Origin of the sequence: Vreelandella nanhaiensis (assembly GCF_003990185.1) — a bacterium.
Lineage (GTDB): Bacteria > Pseudomonadota > Gammaproteobacteria > Pseudomonadales > Halomonadaceae > Vreelandella > Vreelandella nanhaiensis.
In genome coordinates, this window is record NZ_RZHF01000006.1 from 232,577 (window position 1) to 249,960 (window position 17,384).

General features: G+C 54.8%; 17 protein-coding genes. 5 read left to right on the forward strand and 12 right to left on the reverse strand.

Annotation, left to right across the window (positions count from 1 at the left end):
- Positions 1-13 precede the first annotated feature (13 nt).
- Positions 14-1,300, forward strand: coding sequence for a 3-oxo-tetronate kinase (otnK, locus tag ELY38_RS06385; protein WP_127060672.1), 1,287 nt, complete (start codon positions 14-16; stop codon positions 1,298-1,300).
- Positions 1,297-1,944, forward strand: a complete 648-nt coding sequence (gene otnC, locus ELY38_RS06390; RefSeq protein ID WP_126952172.1) for a 3-oxo-tetronate 4-phosphate decarboxylase — start codon at positions 1,297-1,299, stop codon at positions 1,942-1,944. The genes otnK and otnC overlap by 4 nt, the downstream gene beginning before the upstream one ends.
- A 103-nt stretch (positions 1,945-2,047) precedes the next feature.
- On the opposite strand, the gene ELY38_RS06395 is transcribed toward otnC, so the two are convergent.
- The 9 genes from ELY38_RS06395 to ltnD all read right to left on the reverse strand — a co-directional run bounded on the left by ELY38_RS06395 (position 2,048) and on the right by ltnD (position 10,723).
- Positions 2,048-2,941: an NAD(P)-dependent oxidoreductase gene (locus ELY38_RS06395; protein ID WP_127060673.1), complete on the reverse strand. Its 894-nt coding sequence runs from the start codon at positions 2,939-2,941 to the stop codon at positions 2,048-2,050.
- A 37-nt stretch (positions 2,942-2,978) separates the two neighbouring features.
- Positions 2,979-4,439, reverse strand: a complete 1,461-nt coding sequence (locus ELY38_RS06400; RefSeq protein ID WP_185858920.1) for an aldehyde dehydrogenase family protein — start codon at positions 4,437-4,439, stop codon at positions 2,979-2,981.
- A gap of 11 nt (positions 4,440-4,450) precedes the next feature.
- Positions 4,451-5,725 carry a TRAP transporter large permease gene (locus tag ELY38_RS06405; RefSeq protein ID WP_127060674.1) on the reverse strand — a complete coding sequence of 425 codons (1,275 nt, stop codon included), beginning with the start codon at positions 5,723-5,725 and terminating at the stop codon, positions 4,451-4,453.
- Complete coding sequence (locus ELY38_RS06410; RefSeq protein ID WP_246009078.1) at positions 5,722-6,318, reverse strand: TRAP transporter small permease; 597 nt, start codon at positions 6,316-6,318, stop codon at positions 5,722-5,724. The genes ELY38_RS06405 and ELY38_RS06410 overlap by 4 nt, the downstream gene beginning before the upstream one ends.
- A 59-nt stretch (positions 6,319-6,377) precedes the next feature.
- Positions 6,378-7,379 (reverse strand): TRAP transporter substrate-binding protein, encoded by a 1,002-nt coding sequence (locus tag ELY38_RS06415; protein WP_185858921.1) that lies wholly within the window; start codon positions 7,377-7,379, stop codon positions 6,378-6,380.
- Positions 7,380-7,464: 85 nt separating this feature from the next.
- Complete coding sequence (denD, locus tag ELY38_RS06420) at positions 7,465-8,427, reverse strand: D-erythronate dehydrogenase (RefSeq protein ID WP_127060675.1); 963 nt, start codon at positions 8,425-8,427, stop codon at positions 7,465-7,467.
- 98 nt (positions 8,428-8,525) lie between these two features.
- Positions 8,526-9,320, reverse strand: a complete 795-nt coding sequence (otnI, locus tag ELY38_RS06425) for a 2-oxo-tetronate isomerase (protein WP_127060676.1) — start codon at positions 9,318-9,320, stop codon at positions 8,526-8,528.
- 75 nt (positions 9,321-9,395) lie between these two features.
- A complete protein-coding gene (locus tag ELY38_RS06430) occupies positions 9,396-9,788 on the reverse strand; it encodes a class II aldolase/adducin head domain-containing protein (RefSeq protein ID WP_127060677.1) in 393 nt (130 codons plus the stop codon).
- Positions 9,789-9,790: 2 nt separating this feature from the next.
- On the reverse strand, positions 9,791-10,723 hold the full coding sequence (gene ltnD, locus ELY38_RS06435; RefSeq protein WP_127060678.1) for an L-threonate dehydrogenase: 933 nt from the start codon (positions 10,721-10,723) through the stop codon (positions 9,791-9,793).
- Positions 10,724-10,878: 155 nt separating this feature from the next.
- On the opposite strand from ltnD, the gene ELY38_RS06440 reads away from it, so the two are divergent.
- From ELY38_RS06440 to ELY38_RS06450, 3 genes are all read left to right on the forward strand, one after another.
- Positions 10,879-11,913 (forward strand): LacI family DNA-binding transcriptional regulator, encoded by a 1,035-nt coding sequence (locus ELY38_RS06440; protein ID WP_127060679.1) that lies wholly within the window; start codon positions 10,879-10,881, stop codon positions 11,911-11,913.
- A 177-nt stretch (positions 11,914-12,090) separates the two neighbouring features.
- Positions 12,091-12,837, forward strand: coding sequence for a sulfite exporter TauE/SafE family protein (locus ELY38_RS06445; protein WP_127060680.1), 747 nt, complete (start codon positions 12,091-12,093; stop codon positions 12,835-12,837).
- A gap of 332 nt (positions 12,838-13,169) precedes the next feature.
- Positions 13,170-14,342 carry an HDOD domain-containing protein gene (locus ELY38_RS06450; protein WP_127060681.1) on the forward strand — a complete coding sequence of 391 codons (1,173 nt, stop codon included), beginning with the start codon at positions 13,170-13,172 and terminating at the stop codon, positions 14,340-14,342.
- A gap of 58 nt (positions 14,343-14,400) precedes the next feature.
- On the opposite strand, the gene ELY38_RS06455 is transcribed toward ELY38_RS06450, so the two are convergent.
- The 3 genes from ELY38_RS06455 to ELY38_RS06465 all read right to left on the reverse strand — a co-directional run bounded on the left by ELY38_RS06455 (position 14,401) and on the right by ELY38_RS06465 (position 17,371).
- Complete coding sequence (locus ELY38_RS06455; protein ID WP_127060682.1) at positions 14,401-15,705, reverse strand: TRAP transporter large permease; 1,305 nt, start codon at positions 15,703-15,705, stop codon at positions 14,401-14,403.
- Positions 15,706-15,749: 44 nt separating this feature from the next.
- Positions 15,750-16,313, reverse strand: coding sequence for a TRAP transporter small permease (locus ELY38_RS06460; protein ID WP_127060683.1), 564 nt, complete (start codon positions 16,311-16,313; stop codon positions 15,750-15,752).
- A 68-nt stretch (positions 16,314-16,381) separates the two neighbouring features.
- Positions 16,382-17,371 carry a TRAP transporter substrate-binding protein gene (locus tag ELY38_RS06465; protein ID WP_127060684.1) on the reverse strand — a complete coding sequence of 330 codons (990 nt, stop codon included), beginning with the start codon at positions 17,369-17,371 and terminating at the stop codon, positions 16,382-16,384.
- Positions 17,372-17,384: the final 13 nt, after the last annotated feature.

Sequence of the window (17,384 nt, forward strand, 5' to 3'; positions counted from 1 at the left end):
CCTGGAGAATGCTATGACCATCGTACTGGGCGCTATCGCCGACGATTTCACCGGTGCCACTGACCTTGCCAATAACCTGGTACGCGGCGGCATGCGCTGTGTGCAGGTAATCGGCGTACCCAACACCCCGCTCGACTTAAGCAATGTGGATGCCGTGATTGTGGCGCTTAAGTCACGCTCCTGCCCGGTTGAAGAGGCCACTGCCGATTCGCTGGCAGCTCTTGAGTGGCTACGTGAACAGGGTGCCCGGCAGATATTTTTTAAATACTGCTCGACCTTTGATTCAACCGATAAGGGCAACATCGGCCCGGTTGCCGATGCGCTACTTGATCGACTAGGCGTCACGCAAACTGTAATGGTACCCGCGTTTCCGATTAATGGCCGTACGGTATATCAAGGGCACCTGTTCGTTGGCGACCGCCTGCTTAACGATAGTGGTATGCAGCATCACCCGCTGACGCCCATGACCGATGCGGATCTGGTACGCGTACTCTCACGCCAGACCTCCCACACCGTTGGCTTGGCCAGCCGTACCACGCTAGCCAAGGGAGCCGAGGCCACTCGCCAACACCTTGACGCCTTGGCAGCTAAAAACGTACGCCATGTAATCTGCGATACCGTCGATGACAGCGACTTGGACGTATTGGCAGAGGCAACGGTGGAAATGCCCTTGGTAACCGGCGGCTCTGGACTTGGCCAGGCCCTGCCTGCCCAGTACCGCAAACAAGGCTGGCTTGCCGAGATCGCGGAACCGGGACGCTTACAGCCAGCCTCTGGCAGCACATTGGTGGTTTCAGGCAGCTGTTCGCGAGCAACACTTGCACAGGTAGCAGATTTCCTGGAACGCCATCCTGGCGCTGGCTTTGCCCTTGACCCTGTAGCGCTTGCTGAAGGCGATAAACAGTGGGAACAAGCATTGGCCTTCTCCTTCGAGCGCCTTGAAAAAAATGCACCTGTCTTGATCTATGCCTCTGCCGATCCTGAAAAGGTCAAGGCCGCTCAGGCTGAGTTGGGCGTCGATAGAGCTGGCCTTCTAGTCGAAGAAGCGTTAAGCCAGCTTGCCGTTACTCTGGTTAATGAAGGTGTAGGCCGCCTGGTAGTCGCCGGTGGCGAAACCTCTGGCGCGGTGGTGTCTGCTCTGGGTATTTCAGCGCTACGTATCGGCGAGCAAATTGACCCCGGCGTGCCCTGGACACAAGCGACACTGGCCAACCGCGAGGCGCCGCTTTCACTGGCGCTTAAGTCAGGCAACTTTGGCAGTGTGGATTTCTTTACCCGAGCGTTTGAGGTATTGGCATGAGTACTCACGACCAAAACCGCCTGCGCGAACAGATCAGCACGCTGGGCAAATCATTGTTTGATCGTGGTCTGACCATGGGTTCCAGCGGCAATATCAGCGTGCGCCTGGATGACGGTGGCTGGCTGATGACCCCAACCAATGCTTGCCTTGGACGCTTGGATCCTGCACGCATCTCACACCTAGACACCCAAGGCCAACTGATTAGCGGTGATAAACCCACCAAAGAGCAGTTTCTGCATATGGCCATGTACGACGAGCGGCCGCAGTCAGGCGCTATCGTTCATCTTCACTCCACGCATTCGGTCGCGGTTTCCTGCCTGCCGGGCATCAACCCCTGCGACTGCATTCCGCCCCTCACCGCCTATTACGCCATGCGCGTGGGCAAACTTCCCCTGGTTCCTTACCATATCCCGGGCGACCAACAGCTAGGCGAAGCGGTACGCGGCCTGGCAGGCAAGCACAGCGCCGTGCTGCTTGCCAACCACGGCCCGGTCGTTGCCGGTAAAAACCTCGAAGCGGCGGTGTATGCCACCGAAGAGCTGGAGGAAACGGCGAAGCTATTTTTGCTGCTGCGCGGCGAAAACCCGCGCGCGCTTACGCCTGAACAGGTTGCCGAGCTGGAAGCCCGGTTTCCAAGGGATTGAGCTATTCAGTAAGCGCACTTAAAACATAAGGGCAAAGCTCATTGAGCTTTGCCCTTATCGATGATTCCCCGTATCAACGACTATCCTTAATTCATCACCATGGTCAGGATTCAGTGCGCGTCTCAAGCAGGCGAATTAGCTCCGGTACCGCCATAGTCTGATCTTCCACACTTGCATACAGAGCCGCCACAGCGCCGGCCACGCCTCGCGTTGTGTTAAGCTCATCGGTCATGGTGTGATAGTAGCCAAGGTCTTTATGGGCGTTGGCCACGCTAAAGCGAAACCCCGAAGCATCGCCTGATTCAATAAAGGGGCGTAGCCGCTCCAAAACTACGCCGCCCCCACCGCCCTTGCTTAAAACTTCCAGAAAAGCGTGATCATCGATACCCGCTCGCCGGGAAGCTGCGGTCGCCTCGGCCAATACGGCTGAAAAGCCCAACGATACATAGTTATGCAGCAGCTTAAGGGTGTGCCCTGACCCTACGGCTCCCGCGTGGGTAATAACCTCAGCGAAGCTTTCGAGTAGCGGGCGCAACGCTTCGAACAGCGTCTCATCTGCGCCGACAATAAGGTTTAATCGCCCCTCTTCTGCTTCTTTGGGGGTGCGTGTCATCGCCGCGTCGACCAAGTGGCCACCCGCTTCTTCTACCCTGGCGGCGACCTTAGCCGTGGAGCTTGGCAACGAGGTAGAGCAATCCACCACGATAGTGCCCTGAGCCAGCCCCTCCAGCACACCATCAGGCTCAAAAAGCACGGCCTCCACCTGGGGCGACCCCGTTACACACAGCAATACCACATCGGCTTTTTCGGCCACTTCCCGGGCGCTCGAACACGGCACGGCTCCCGCCGCCAGTAGATCATCCACAGGTTGATTTCCAGAGTGGTCAAGAAAGGCTAAGGAATAACCCGCGCTGAGAATATTCTTGGCGATGCCGTGGCCCATTAAGCCTACGCCCACCATGCCGATGCGATGCTCTGTACGAACGGATTGATTCATGAATAAGCTCCTAGCCTAATGTAGTTATGATTTTGTTCTAGCCATGGCGAATGGCGACTGTTTTTATCCGTGTATAGCTGCGCAGCCCCTCGAAGCCCTTTTCCCGCCCGAAGCCCGAGCGCCCGACACCGCCGAAAGGCAGCTCAATGCCGCCGCCCGCGCCATAGTTATTCACAAATACCTGGCCGCTGCGAATGCCTCTTGCCAAGCGCAATTGACGGCCACCGTCGCGCGTCCAAACACCGGCACACAGCCCGAAATCGGTCGCATTCGCCAGGCGCAGTGCCTGTGCTTCATCGTCAAATATCTGTACGGCCAGCACAGGGCCAAACAGCTCCTCACGCAGCACCTCATGGTCATCGGGAATGTCTGTAAGCAGATGCGGGACGATGAAATGCCCGGCCGGTGAGGCATTTTTAGCTAACTTCCCTTTCGCCGCGACTCGAATACCGTCCGCTTCGGCCGTGGCAAGCCGTTTATCAAGCTGCGATTTTTGGCGGGCATTGATCAGTGGACCGCAGTCAGCGTCCTCCTCGCCCGATGCACACTGCAGCGCCGAGAAGCGTTCTATTAGCCGGTCAGTAAACGCTTGCGATATATCGCGCTGTATCAACAGCCGGCTGCCCGCCGAGCAGGTCTGACCTGCATTCTGGACAATTCCACGCACCACTGCTTCGAAAGCCGCATCCAGGTCAGCATCTGCAAAGACAATCTGCGGTGACTTGCCACCCAACTCTAACGTGACAGGCACGTGATGCTCCGCCGCGGCCTGTGTTACCCGGGTGCCGGTTACGGGCGAGCCGGTGAAAGAGAGATGGTCAATACCCGGGTGCGCGGCCAGGGCAGCGCCAGCCTCATGCCCAAGCCCCGGTACCACATTGAGCACCCCCGTCGGCAAGCCGCTAGATACCGCCAGCTTTGCCAAACTCAAGACACTCAAACAGGCATCTTCGGCAGGCTTGAGCACTATGGTATTGCCAGCAGCCAGGGCGGCTGCCACGCAGCGGCCAAAAATCTGGGCCGGGTAATTCCAAGGAATGATCTGGGCGCAGACACCATACGGCTCACGTAGCGTCATGACGGTGTAGCCCTCTTCATAGGGCAGGGTTTCACCATGTAATTTATCGGCGCCTCCGCCGTAAAAGCGAAAGTAATGTGCGCAGGCTTTAATATCCGCACGCGCCTGGGTTAAGGGTTTACCCGTGTCCAGGCACTCTAAAGCCGATAGATGCTCATGGTTGGCCTCGATGGCATCGGCAAAACCAAATAGCCAAGCGCTGCGCTGCCTTGCACTCCACTGAGCCCACTCCCCCAGCTCACCGGCAAAGGCGCGCCGCGCCATGATGACGGCATCATCAACGTGCTCGGTTGTACAGCGGGCAATGTGCGTGACGACCTCTCCACGAGCGGGTGCCTCTACCGGTAGCGTCGCGTCGGTATCGACCCAGGCATTGCCTATCAACGCCGCTTGGGGTGGAAATTCGGGCAAATCAATCATCAACATACTCCTTATCCATACAGCAGGTTAACCAGGCCCATGGAGATCCAGGGCATATAGGTAATCGCCAGCAGACACACCAGCACCACCAGCACAAACCGCATTAGCCAGGGCAGCATCTGATCAATGGAAATCTTCGCCACCGCACATGCGGCAAACAGGTTCACGCCCAGCGGCGGGGTAATCATTCCCAGGGCCAGATTGACCACCATGATCAGCCCAAAATGCACCGGATGAACCCCAAACTGTATGGCAATCGGGGTAAGAATCGGGGCCAGTACCAGGATGGCGGCACCAGTCTCAATAAACATCCCCACCACAAGAAGCAGCGCATTGACCGCCAGCAAGAAAGCCCAGGGGCTTTCAAATACAGCCGTTACCCAAGCGGCGACGTTGGCCGGGAGACCAGAGCGGCTAATTAAGAAGCTGAACAACGCTGCGGCCGAGATAATCAGCATCACAGCAGCAGTTGAGATAACACTTTGGCGCAGCACAGGCATCAGGTCGGCAAGCTTAAGTTCACGGTAGCAAGCGCCGACGACCAGGGCATAAAACACCGCCACCGCCGAGGCCTCGGTGGGCGTAAAAATACCGCCATAGATGCCGCCGATGACCACCACTGGCATTAACATCGCCGCCCAGGCGCGCTGGAAGGCTGTCGTGAAACACGTGCGGTCCTGGCTGTCCTGAAGGCCGAAACCACGCAACTTGCAAAAGACGTACAGAAAAATCAGTAAGGCGAAGCCAATCAAAAACCCGGGGCCAATGCCCGCAATGAATAGCTGGCCAATCGAGGTATCGGTGCTCACCCCAAATAGAATCAGCGGGATGGAGGGAGGAATCAGCACCCCAAGCTCTGCTGAGGAGGCCTGAATGGACGCTGCCAGGGGCTTGGGGTAACCGTGCTTGACCATTGCCGGAATCAGGATCGCGCCAATAGCAAAGGTGGTCGCCACGCTGGAGCCTGACACCGCCGCGAACATCATGCAGGTAAGGACGCAGGTCATCGCCAGCCCCCCCTGGACGCCGCCCACAATCGACTTGGCCAGATCAACCAGTCGGTTGGAGATGCCACCGGCCGCCATCAGGTTTCCTGCCAGGATAAAAAAAGGAATCGCCATCAGCGGGAAGTTATCCAGCCCTACAAACAATTGCTGGGGCACCATCACCAAAGGAAAACGTGAGAAAAACTCAATACCGATGATCGATGCCAGCAAAATGGAGATCGCGATCGGCACGCCGGTGGCGAACAAAATCAATAGCGAAAGACCAATGGCGAGGTTCATAAGCGAGACTCTTTATGAGTAGTAACGGGAACCTCGGATGAGCTTCCTGAGGATGGCGTATCGGGCATGGCTACCACCTCCGGTTCCGCTGCCTCATCGTGCATCGGCCCCAGGGCCTCAAGGCCGCAGCTTTGGGCCAACAGCCGCGCCATGACAGCCAGCATCGCAAAGGCGCTGCCTGCCGGAATGGCCGCGTATGCCCAGGCCATCGAGACCTCCAGGGCTGACAGCGTCTGGTTGCTGACCCGCTGGGTCATTTGAATGCCGTAGTACACCAATACAGAGAGCACCAGAAGGCAACACAGTCCGATAAACCACTCAAGCGCCAGCAGCGTGGGCTTGGGCACGAGCTTGTAGATCACCTCCACGGCCATCATGAAGCCGCCGCGGAACGTGGCAGCCGCCGCCATAAACACACACCAGATCATCGTCGCCCGTGACAGCGTCTCCGACCAGGTTGAGGGCGCATTGAAGAGAAATCGCGTGAGCACTTGATAGAACCCCAGCGACACTGAAACGATCAACATCAGAATAGCGATCGTGAGTGCCAACCGAGTCAATACATGTTCGACACGCAGAAACCAGGACACCATGAGTCACCTCATCCGCCAGGTAATAGGAAGGTGGCGCCCAGAGGCGCCACGGGATGGGCTCAGCAGCTGCTATTGCGAATGCGCTCTAGCATCTCATCGCCATACTGCTCGATAAAACTAGCGTGAATGGCCTCTACCGCCTCCTGGAACGGTGCAGGATCAATGTTATCGGTGACCGTCATACCTTGCTCTTGCAGGAATGCTACCCCCTCCTCTTCCAAGCGTGACACCTCAGCACGAGTAGCTTCGGTAGCGGCTTGGGCAGCTTCATCAAACCAGGCGCGCTCCTCCTCGCTCAGTCCATCAATCAGAACCGGCGAGCCGAGCAGAATAGCCGGTGAATAGACGTGACCGGTCAGCGATAGTTGGTCCTGAACCTCGTAGAGGTTCGCGGCCACAATCACCGCAATGGGGTTTTCCTGGCCGTCCACCGTACCCTGCTGAAGGGCGGTAAACAGCTCCGGCATGGCCATGGGCGTCGGGCTTGCCCCTAACCCTTCAAAGGCCTGCTGGTGGATACGGTTCTCCATGGTGCGGATTTTCAGACCACGAACATCCTCGGGCTTTTCAATGGCTTTTTGGCTATTGGTGATATGGCGAAAACCGTTTTCCGACCAGGACAGGCCAACCAGGTCGTGGTCGTCCATCTTATCGAGCAGCTCCTGGCCGATCTCACCATCAAGCACACAGCGGGCCTGCTCATAGCTGGTAAACAAGAATGGCAGATCGAGGACATAGGTCTCCGGAACAAAGTTACCCAGCGGCCCGGTGGAGGTGATCACCACATCGACGGTGCCGATCTGCAGTCCTTCGATCATGGCCCGCTCTCCACCCAGCGAGCCACTGGGGTGATCCGTCACGGTAAAGGCACCGTCAGAGAGGCGTTCGAGGGTCTCTTTAAAGGCCTTGGAACCAGCGCCGTAGTGAGAGTTGCTGGAGATGGCGTAGCCCACGCTGACTTCTGTCGCGGCCTGGGCCTGAAATGCCAGGCCCGCCAGGGCCAGAGTGGTAGCAGTGCCGATGGCGGTCGCAAGCGTACGCCGAGCGAAACGAGTGGTCATGGTGATACTCCTGATTGTATTTATTAGTAAGAACGACTGGGGTAGTAGCCCCTTATTGCTCGCCCGCCAGGCAGGCGAAGATTCATTAGCGATGCTCTGCCACATAGGCATCGATAATCTGCTTGAAGTCCCGGTCCCCGACAAAACCCAGCTGGTTCGCTTTAGCGGTTTCAAAGCGAGCAGGCCAGCTAGCCACCAAAGGTTCAATGCGCGCATCGGGTTCATGGCGTACACGTGCTACGGCTTCAGCGCCTGCCACCTCACGCAACGCCTCCAGCATCTCAGCAACATGGGTGGTGATACCCGGTAGGATGAACGCGCGGAATTTACCCAGCGCCTCTTCCTGCACTTCAGCGCCATGTACCAGCGCTTCAATCACCTTATCCGGCGACATCACAAATAGCGCCTGATCCAACGGCACGGGGCAAATGGCCTCTTCTCCGTTTAAGGGTTCGCGTAGAATGCTGGACGCAAAGCTGGAAGCCGCGGCGTTGGGCCGCCCCGGGCGAATCACAATGGTCGGCAAACGCAGTACCCTGCCGTCAATCAGGCCTCTTCGGCTGTAGTCGTTGATTAAGAACTCGCACATCGCTTTTTGTGTGCCGTAGGACGTTTGCGGCTGCAAAGCCGTCATGTCATCCAACACATCGGGCAGATCCCCGCCGTAAGCCGCCACAGAGCTTGCCATGACCAGGCGAGTCTTATTCAAACGACGGGTACGGCAACCTTCCAGCAGGGCGCGAGTGGCATCAAAATTGACCGCCATCCCTAGATCCAGATCAGCTTCAGCCGCGGAGCTGACCACCGCTGCCAAGTGGAAGATGACATCGGGCTTTCGATCAAGCACACCGTCGAGCGCATTCGGAGCAGTAATATCCACGGCATCGTTGTGGATCGTTATATCAGGCGCGTCGGGTACGGCGGCCTGGGTTTGATCGACCAAGGTTAAATGCGTGATCGGCTGACCGCACAACTCTTTACGGCTAATCAGTCGATGTAAAAGACGCTGACCCAGAAAACCGGCGGCGCCTGTTATTAAGATATGCATGATTAAGGTGTCCTCGCTTTATTGTAGGTTGTTAGCGCTTGAGACTATTTTCTCGCTACCCGTTACTCGCTATCCATTACCCGCTCTTCGTTACAAATTCAGGGGCACAGACCATAATTTCGCCCCCAGCTTAGACCTTGGCGCGTATCGCCGGCTGGTCTATATTCGCAGCCAACCCAACCGCTATAGCCCAGCGTTTCGAGCTTGGCAAACAGCGCCGGATAATTGACCTCGCCAACATCAGGCTCATGCCGTTCAGGCACTCCCGCCACTTGAACATGACCGATAGCACTAAACTGCCGCTCAAGATGGCGAATGAGATCCCCTTCCATAATCTGGCAATGGTAAAGATCAAACTGTAGCTTCAGATTGTTCGCTCCCAGCTCTTTCAATACCGCCATGGCTTGTACCTGTCTCGACAAGAAGTAATTGGGCATATCACGGGTATTGATAGGCTCGATTAATATCTCCTTGCCCAGTTTGGCGGCCTCATTAGTGGCATAACGCAGGTTACGCAGGTAGGTAGCCTGATGATCAGCTTGGGTCGTGTCATCGGCATCCTCAGGTAGTAACCCGGCCATGGCGTGAACGCGGGGGCAATTCAGCATCTCGGCATAACGTAACGCCTCAACGACCGAATCACGAAACTCAGCTTCGTGCCCAGGCAAGCTGGCAAGCCCTCTTTCACCTGACTCCCAATCACCCGGCGGCAGATTAAACAGCACTTGCTCCAACTGTGTTTCTTCAAGCGCCTGACGCAGTTCCTTAGCGCTATAGGCGTAGGGAAACAGGTATTCAACCCCTTTAAACCCTGCATTTGCAGCCGCCGAAAAACGGTCCATAAAGTCGTGCTCGTTAAACAGCATGCTAAGGTTGGCGGCTAATCGAATCATGACGTATCGGTACCTCTTTTTTGTCGCAATGCGGACTAATCCCAGGGAAATTGCGCCTTAGGTTCCACGATTTGTTCAGGCGTTAATCCTCGCGGGTTTTCGCCGTGTAATTGCAAGAAAAGTTTGGTCGTATCTATGCATGAACAGCACCTTAGTGGGCTTATTGCCGCTAAGCAGGTGGCGGTCGTTGTCATTCAGATGGGAAATCCGCAATGGGCCTACTCGGGCCAGGCAGGCGTGCGTAGACGTTATCAAGCAATTGCCATCCTCCAAACACACACTGACATTGCCGCTGGAGTTCATGACTTGACCGGCTTTCACTCTCTTTGAGTCTGAAGAGGTATAGATCAGTACGGAGACGTTTTGCTCTAAATGTTCAAGAGCGAAGACCAGCACGCCCTCATGCTGTGTATCACTTGCCGCAGGCTGCAAGCGACCCAGTTCGGCGATACCCTGCATAATGCCCATGCTTAGGTTCCCTGAGCATCGTTAGCCGCTTCAGGCAACGTAATACCTGATAGCCGCTGGTAGACTTTGATAACGGCGGAATCATCCTCTCGACCAAAGCCTGCCCCACTGGCCGAGGTAAACTGCTGCAGCGCGCTGGCGGCAACCGGCGTTGCCATCGAAAGCTCGCGCCCGGTCTGATGCACGATATTGAGGTCTTTAATAAAGATATCCACCGCCGAAAGCGGCGTGTAGTCGCCACTCAGAATATGCGGCACACGGTTCTCAAACATCCATGAGTTGCCCGCTGAGTGGGTAATCACCTCAAAAATGACCTCGGGATCCAGCCCCATCCGGATACCCAGTGCCATAGCTTCAGCAGCCGTCGCGATATGTACGCCTGCAAGCAATTGATTTACCAGCTTCATACTTGACCCGACGCCAGGGGCATCGCCTAGGCGATAGACATTGGCCGCCATGGTATCAAGCACTGGTTGGGCTTTAGTAAACGCCTCAGGCGCCCCGGAAGCCATCACCGATAATTCACCGCTTTTTGCTTTCGCAGCGCCCCCGCTAATCGGCGCATCCAACATCAGTAAATTTGCTGCTGCCAAGCGCTCACTGAGCGTTCTTGCCTGGCTAGGTGCGATGGTCGCACACTGGATAATCAGGCTATCAGGGGCTAGATGCGCAGCCACGCCCTGATCTCCAAATAGCACCTGCTCAACCTGATTACCGTTCACAACCACGACCAGCACAACATCACAGTGAGAAAGTTCTGCAGGCGTTGCGACACTGCACCCACCAGAGGCGACAAAAGAAGCGCGAGCTTCATCAGAAATATCGCAACCAACAACATCAAGCCCTGTTTGCGAAAGGCTGCGCGCTATTCCCATGCCCATAGCACCAAGGCCGATAACGCCAATATGAAGAAGTTGTTCACTCTGGCTGCTCACCTGGTGATACCTCACTTAGTTGTTGTTATTCGTTATCGTCGCGGTGTTTGATCATCAATTAACCATCAAATGGTAGCGCTGTCATGATAGCGCTACCATTACTTCTAGATTACTCTCTGCGTATCGACAAGTTGAACATCAAGGACGTGTGACTAATGTCTAAAGACCTCCCGACTAATGCCAAGTCACGTCGTCGTCCCGAGCAAGTTACACTCAGCCAAGTGGCCCAAGCAGCGGGGGTCTCCCCGATTACGGCGTCGCGGGCACTGAATCACCCCGATAAGGTGAGCACCAGTACACGCCAAAGCGTTTTGCAAAGTGTGGAGCGCTTGGGTTATGTGCCTAACTTGGTAGCAGGAAGCTTAGCGTCCTCCCGTTCCCGGCTAATTGCCATTATCGTGCCTTCACTGATCAATAGCGTATTTGTAGAAATCATTAAAGGCCTGCAGGAAACGCTAGAAGCACAGGGGTATCAGATACTGCTCGGCAATACCGATTACGACCTGGACCGTGAATATCAGCTGGTGCGTACGTTTTTAGGCTGGTCGTGCTCGGCCTTGGTTACCGCCGGGCTACGTCATAACGATGCATGCCGAACGCTATTGGCTAACTGGGGCCATCCCATTATGGAAGTGATGGAACTAGGCAAAGGGATGGACCTAAACATAGGCCTCGACCATACGGCTGCCGGGCGCTGTATGGCGAACCACCTTATCGACAGAGGCTACCAGCGAATTGTGTATGTTGGCGCGCGACTTTCTCACGATTATCGCGCAGGGATGCGCTACCTGGGGCACAAAAAAATGCTGAAGGCGAAGGGGCTTGAGGCACCCTTGTTAGAACTGAACACTTTGGGCAGCCTGCAGGCAGGCGCGGAAAGTCTAGCCCAGGTTTTAAAAGACTACCCCGCCACACAGGCTATCCATTTTGCCAATGACGACCTTGCTGCAGGGGCTTTGCTAGCTGCTCAGCGTCAGGGGCTAAGCGTGCCAGATGATATTGCTATTGCAGGTTTCAATGGTTTACCGCTCGGCCAACATATCACGCCGAAACTCACTACCATTCTCTCCCCACGAGAAGCCATGGGCCGCCTGGCGGCCCAAGAACTCATTCGCAGGCTAAGCGGAAAGAGTGTCTATCGTCGCCAGCACGATGTAGGCTTCACGCTTCAGGTCGGTGAGAGTACGTAAGATATGGCAGGCCGTTTTTTTGCTAACTCCGCCCCGCTCATCATGATTAAAAATCCGAATGCAGTATCGCGGGTGACGATGCCGTGCTGAACACTTACCTGGCGACCTGGCATATACCCTGCCCACACGAGGCTTTTCGCGTTACGCTCTTCGACGACTGGTTTCCAAGGAATCGCCATGCTCCCTGACTACCCCCTCATCGCGTGGCTGTTGATTGTGTTTTCCGTTTACCTAACCGGTGTCTCTAAAGGCGGGTTTGCCGGGGGATTTGGCACGCTGTCGGTGCCGCTTATGGCACTGGTTATTAGTCCCACCCAAGCCGCGGGACTACTGCTGCCGCTTCTGCTGGTGATGGATGGATTTGCGGTAAAAGCGTGGTGGGGAAAGCAAGCAAATGCGGAGGTGTGGCGCTTTGTGCCGGGGCTATTGGCTGGCGTTACGGTAGGCACGCTGCTGTTCGGCAGCTTAAGCGAGCAGGAGGTTCGCTTGGTACTTGGTGGTATTTCTCTCGTATTTGCCGCCTATATGCTATTTAAACCGGTAGCCCAAAAGCCTATCTCAACACGTTGGGCGCTACCTGCCGCCAGTGTATGTGGCTTCACAAGCTTCATTGCCCATGCTGGCGCCCCACCGCTCAATCTTTACCTGCTGCCACGCAAACTATCCAAAGAGACCTTTATCGCCACCTGCGCCATTTCGTTTGCGATTGTTAACGTGATCAAGCTAGGTCCCTATCTATGGCTTGGCGAGGTGAACGTCACCAGTGCCTGGGTCTCCCTGTTGCTGGTGCCCGTTGCTTGGCTCGGCGTGCACAACGGCTTTTGGCTGCAACATCGTGTTAATGAAAGACTGTTTTATCGGCTGGTGATTTTTGCCATGTTCTTGGTGGGCATCAATTTAATCTGGCAAGCCCTAACGCCTTAAGACATGGGCGCCTTGAACTATGACGATTATGTATGCGGATTGTCGCGTCGTAACCCTAGAATTTTCAAGCGGGAAAGACCGCTAATCTAAACGTCACCACTCTTCAGGCTCCCTTCTCAGCCAACGCATGATTTAAACTGTCAGCGCGTAGAATAACCAGAAAAAGTGCCAAAAAGACGACTTTTTCGCCTAGAGAAACCTATTGGTAGCCTAATCATTAGTCGTAAAATTTTTTTCATTAACAAGCTGAGAAGACGTTAGCCTCTAGGGAGTATATGATATTAGAACGACCTAAACGCCGCCCGCTACGCTGACAGTATATGAGGAGATCCATGACGGGCTCTTTAGCATCAGACAATACGCTCTACATGACACTGACTAACGAGCTACCGGCGTTTTTGAACCAATCGCTTTTACAGTGCAAAAATCTCCCTTCACTACCTTCTGTTGCGCTTCGGGTGCTTGAAGTAGCTCGTTCATCAAGATCGACCTTAAATGATTATGTCAAAGCAATTGAGCATGACCCAGCTTTAACGCTGCGTTTGATTGCGTTTGCAAATAGCGCGTATTACGCACAAGCATCCTCATCCGCTCAGACCTGTTTGGACGCAGTACAGCGTCTAGGTTTAGATGCAACCCTTGCCGTTATATTGGGGTTTAGTTTATTCCAGCATGCCACAGAGGCGCCTTACCATAACCGAACATGGCAACGTGCCATCACCGCCGCTCTGATAGCACGTTATCTTGCTGAGCAGGAATGTCCGGAACAAAGTGGAAGCGCCTTTACCACAGCCTTATTGCAAGATATTGGCATACTGGCGCTTCAATCCGTCTACCCTGATGAGGCAAAGACACTGTATGCTGAATCTCCTCTATCCGAACCTCATGCAGGGTTATCTCGCCCAGACCTGCTTAAAGATGCTTTTCATACAGAGCCTCCTTATGCTGAAAGCCCACATGCAGAATTAGTGCGCGCAGAGCAGCGCTATTTTGGCTGTGATCATGCATTAGTCGGCGCGTGGCTGGCAGCTAAGTGGGGAGTCCCTGATAACATAGTGAATGCAATACATCAGAGCCATGAAAGCTTCTTATTGAACGATAAGCTACTACTCTGTATTCGCTTGTCTGGGCCTATTGCTGATGCTTGGTTATCAAGAAATCCAGCTTCTCAGCTGGCTGCTTTGTTATATCAGTTAAAGACGGTTAGCTATACCTATGCACTAAGAATTAATGAAGTACTTCATAACGTTCAAAAGCAAACCGATATAATCGCCAATGCGTTGAATATGACCGCCCCCGTCAAGGTCGATAGCACTACCCTGTTGGCTGACGCTCACCAGTTGCTCTTCCAGCATACGCTAACACTGAGTTCTCAATTAGAGGACCAAAAACAAGCGCTAGTCTCTTTACGCTGCCCTGATGTAAATCAAAAAGAGCATAGCCTGCGGGATGCTTCTCTTCATATTCATCGTTCAGGATTAATCAGCAAACCGAAAAATAGATAATCATACTCCGACCTCGCCCGTATTCACCAACAGGCCGCGCGGTCGCGGCCTGTTGAGACTAGTTATTCATTGCATAAGGCAGATAAAGCGCGATCGCCGGGAAGAAGTGCATCAAGGCAATTGCCAAAAGCATTAACAAAAAGAAAGGCAGGGTCGCCTTGGTGATAGTCAAAATATCCTTGCCGGTCAGCCCCTGAATGACAAACAGGTTAAAGCCTACCGGCGGGGTAATTTGCGACATTTCCACCACGACCACCAGATAGATGCCGAACCAGATCAGATCAAACCCCGCCGCGTTTACCACTGGCATAATCACCGCGGTTACCAGCAGGATAAGCGAGATACCGTCCAAGAAGCAGCCCATGATCAACAAGAGCGCTGTCAGGGCGATAAGCAGCATGGTGGGTGATAAGCCCATCTCACTGATCGCGCGTGCCAACTGCATAGGCACTTGAGTAAAGCCCATCGCCGAGGTAAGAAACGATGCGCCAGCGATAATAAACGCGATCATGCAGGCCGTACGAATTGCCGCAAATAGCGAGCTTTTGAATATCTTAAGAGTGAAGTGGCCATTCCATCGTGCAATCACCATAGAGAGCACTACCCCGACCGCTGCCGCTTCCGTAGGCGATGCTAGCCCGCCGTAAATAGAAATAATAATGCCGCCGATCAGCGTCAGAATGGGTGCCAGTGCCCAGGTATTACGCAACTTCTCAGAGAAGCTCATGGATGATTCATCTTCCCCGGTCAGCCCCGCTCGATCACCCTTGATGAGCGCCCAGAGAATCAGATAAGACATAAACAGCGCCAGAATCATAAGGCCCGGTCCGACGCCTGCCATAAACAGGCGCGAAATGGACTGCTCGGTCACCACACCATAAACAATCAGCATGATGGAGGGCGGAATCAGCAAACCTAGCGTCGAGGCACTGGCTAACGTACCGATAGCCATATTGCTGTCGTAGCCGCGCCGCTCAAGCTCTGGCAGGGTCATTTTACCTACGGTGGCGCAAGTGGCCGCCGACGAGCCGCATACGGCTGCAAACATACCGCTGCCAATAATATTGGTATGCAGCAAACGACCGGGTAAGCGGTTGAGCCAAGGCGAAAGCCCACGGAACATATTGTCGGCAAGCCCGGAGCGAAAGAGTATTTCGCCCATCCAGATAAACATCGGTAGTGCCGTTAAATCCCAGCCATAACTCGCTCCCCAGAAGTCTGAAGCCAGAATCGGACCAGGCGCAAATGGGCTAAAGAATTGCAGCGCCACCCAGGCGGTACCGATCAAGGCAAAGGCGATCCAGACGCCCCCGCCGAGCAAAAGCACCAAGGTGAAAATAGTTGCCAAACTGAGTGTTAACACGGTTTTTCTCCAACATAACGTGGCCAAGCAGTGTCGGCAGGGAATCAGTGCATTTCGCTATCATCGGTGGATGTCGCTTCGCGAAATCTGGACGGGTCACGTACGGCGATGCGCATTGCAATCACTAGCGCCTCTATCAAGGCAAGGCTGAGCAGGCCTACACTGATCACCAAAACACTTTGAGGTATCCACAGCGGTATGGATAAAAAGCCTGATGACACATCGTTGTATTGCAGGCTCTCTCTTGTCAGCTCAATCAGGCCATACCCGAGTATCAGACTAATCGCTAAAGCAATAAGCAGAGCAGCCACCTCAAACCATACCCGGATGGCAGAAGGCAGCCGCGAAATTAACAGCGTCACACGAATATGAGCGTGATGAACAAAGGTATAGGCCAGACCAAGAAAGGTGGCACCCACCAATAGATAGGCGGCCATCTCGGAAACGCCCGTGATACTGATACCCAGGCGGCTCAGGCCCACCAGGATCAGTAGCGCATCGATCGCGCGAAAAGCAACCTGCAGTGCAATCAGCGCGCAAATCGCGATCATGCAGGCCGCCGCCCCCCACGCACCAAGGCGGTAGAGCTTGTCGAATTTAAACGTCATGTTCGTATCTCACCGAGTGGCTGGGCGAAAAGAGGCGGCTAATGCCGCCTCTGAAGAACGTTCCTGGCTTAGTTAGCCTGTTGTTCCCGGTAAGCTTCAAGCGCTGCTTCTGCTTCATCATCAGCGCGGCTCAGCCAATCCTGGAAGAGCTTGTCACCCGCTTCCTGGAGCGCAGCAGCGACCTCTTGATTCGGGGTCGATACGGTGATGCCGTTCTCTTCTAGAGCGGCGAGGCTCGCATCGTTATCTTCACGGCTTAACTGCCAGCCACGTTCTTCCGCACGCTCGGCGGCCTCCATCAAGGCATCCTGAGTCGCCTCATCCAGACGATCAAAACTGCGCTGGCTGATAAACACGATGTTTTTGGGAAGCCACAGGTTGGCGTCGGTGTAGTAAGACACGTAGTCCCAGGCCGTCATGGCGTTACCGGTAGAACTCGAGGTAATCATGGCGTCCACGCGCCCAGTGCTAAAGGCAGTGGGAATATCCGACTCTTCGGTTTCCGTGGGGCTGCCGCCCAGGTTGTTCACGAACCGCTGGGTATTGATATTGGGCGCGCGCACCCGCAAGCCCTCAAACTGGGCGGGATCCGTCAACTCCTGAGCGGTATAAATCCCTTGCGCCGGCCAGGCAACCGCATAAAGTGGAATCAGCCCCTCCTGAGCGAACAGCTCAGTAATTATGGGCTTGGTGGCCTGCCACAATGCAAAGGCATCCTCGTAGCTACCAGCTACGCCGGGCAGCGTATCGATTTCGAAGATAGGGTCATCATTAGAGAGGACCGACATGAATACCTCACCAGCATCAATGGTGCCGCGACGTACCGATGGCTTGATCTCACCATGAGAGACAAGCGAGCCCCCGCTATGCACGGTGATCGTTAGTTCGCCATCCGTCATCTCAGCCACATCTTCTGCAAACTGCTTGGTATTCTGAGTATGAAAGCTGGCATCTCCATAGGGAGTGGCCATGGTCCATTGAGCTGCCTGGACGGAAGCTGTCGTTACCAAGCCATAAGCCGTTGCCAGAAGTAGTGGGGTCACGATGCGCATACGCATGAGTAAATCCTCT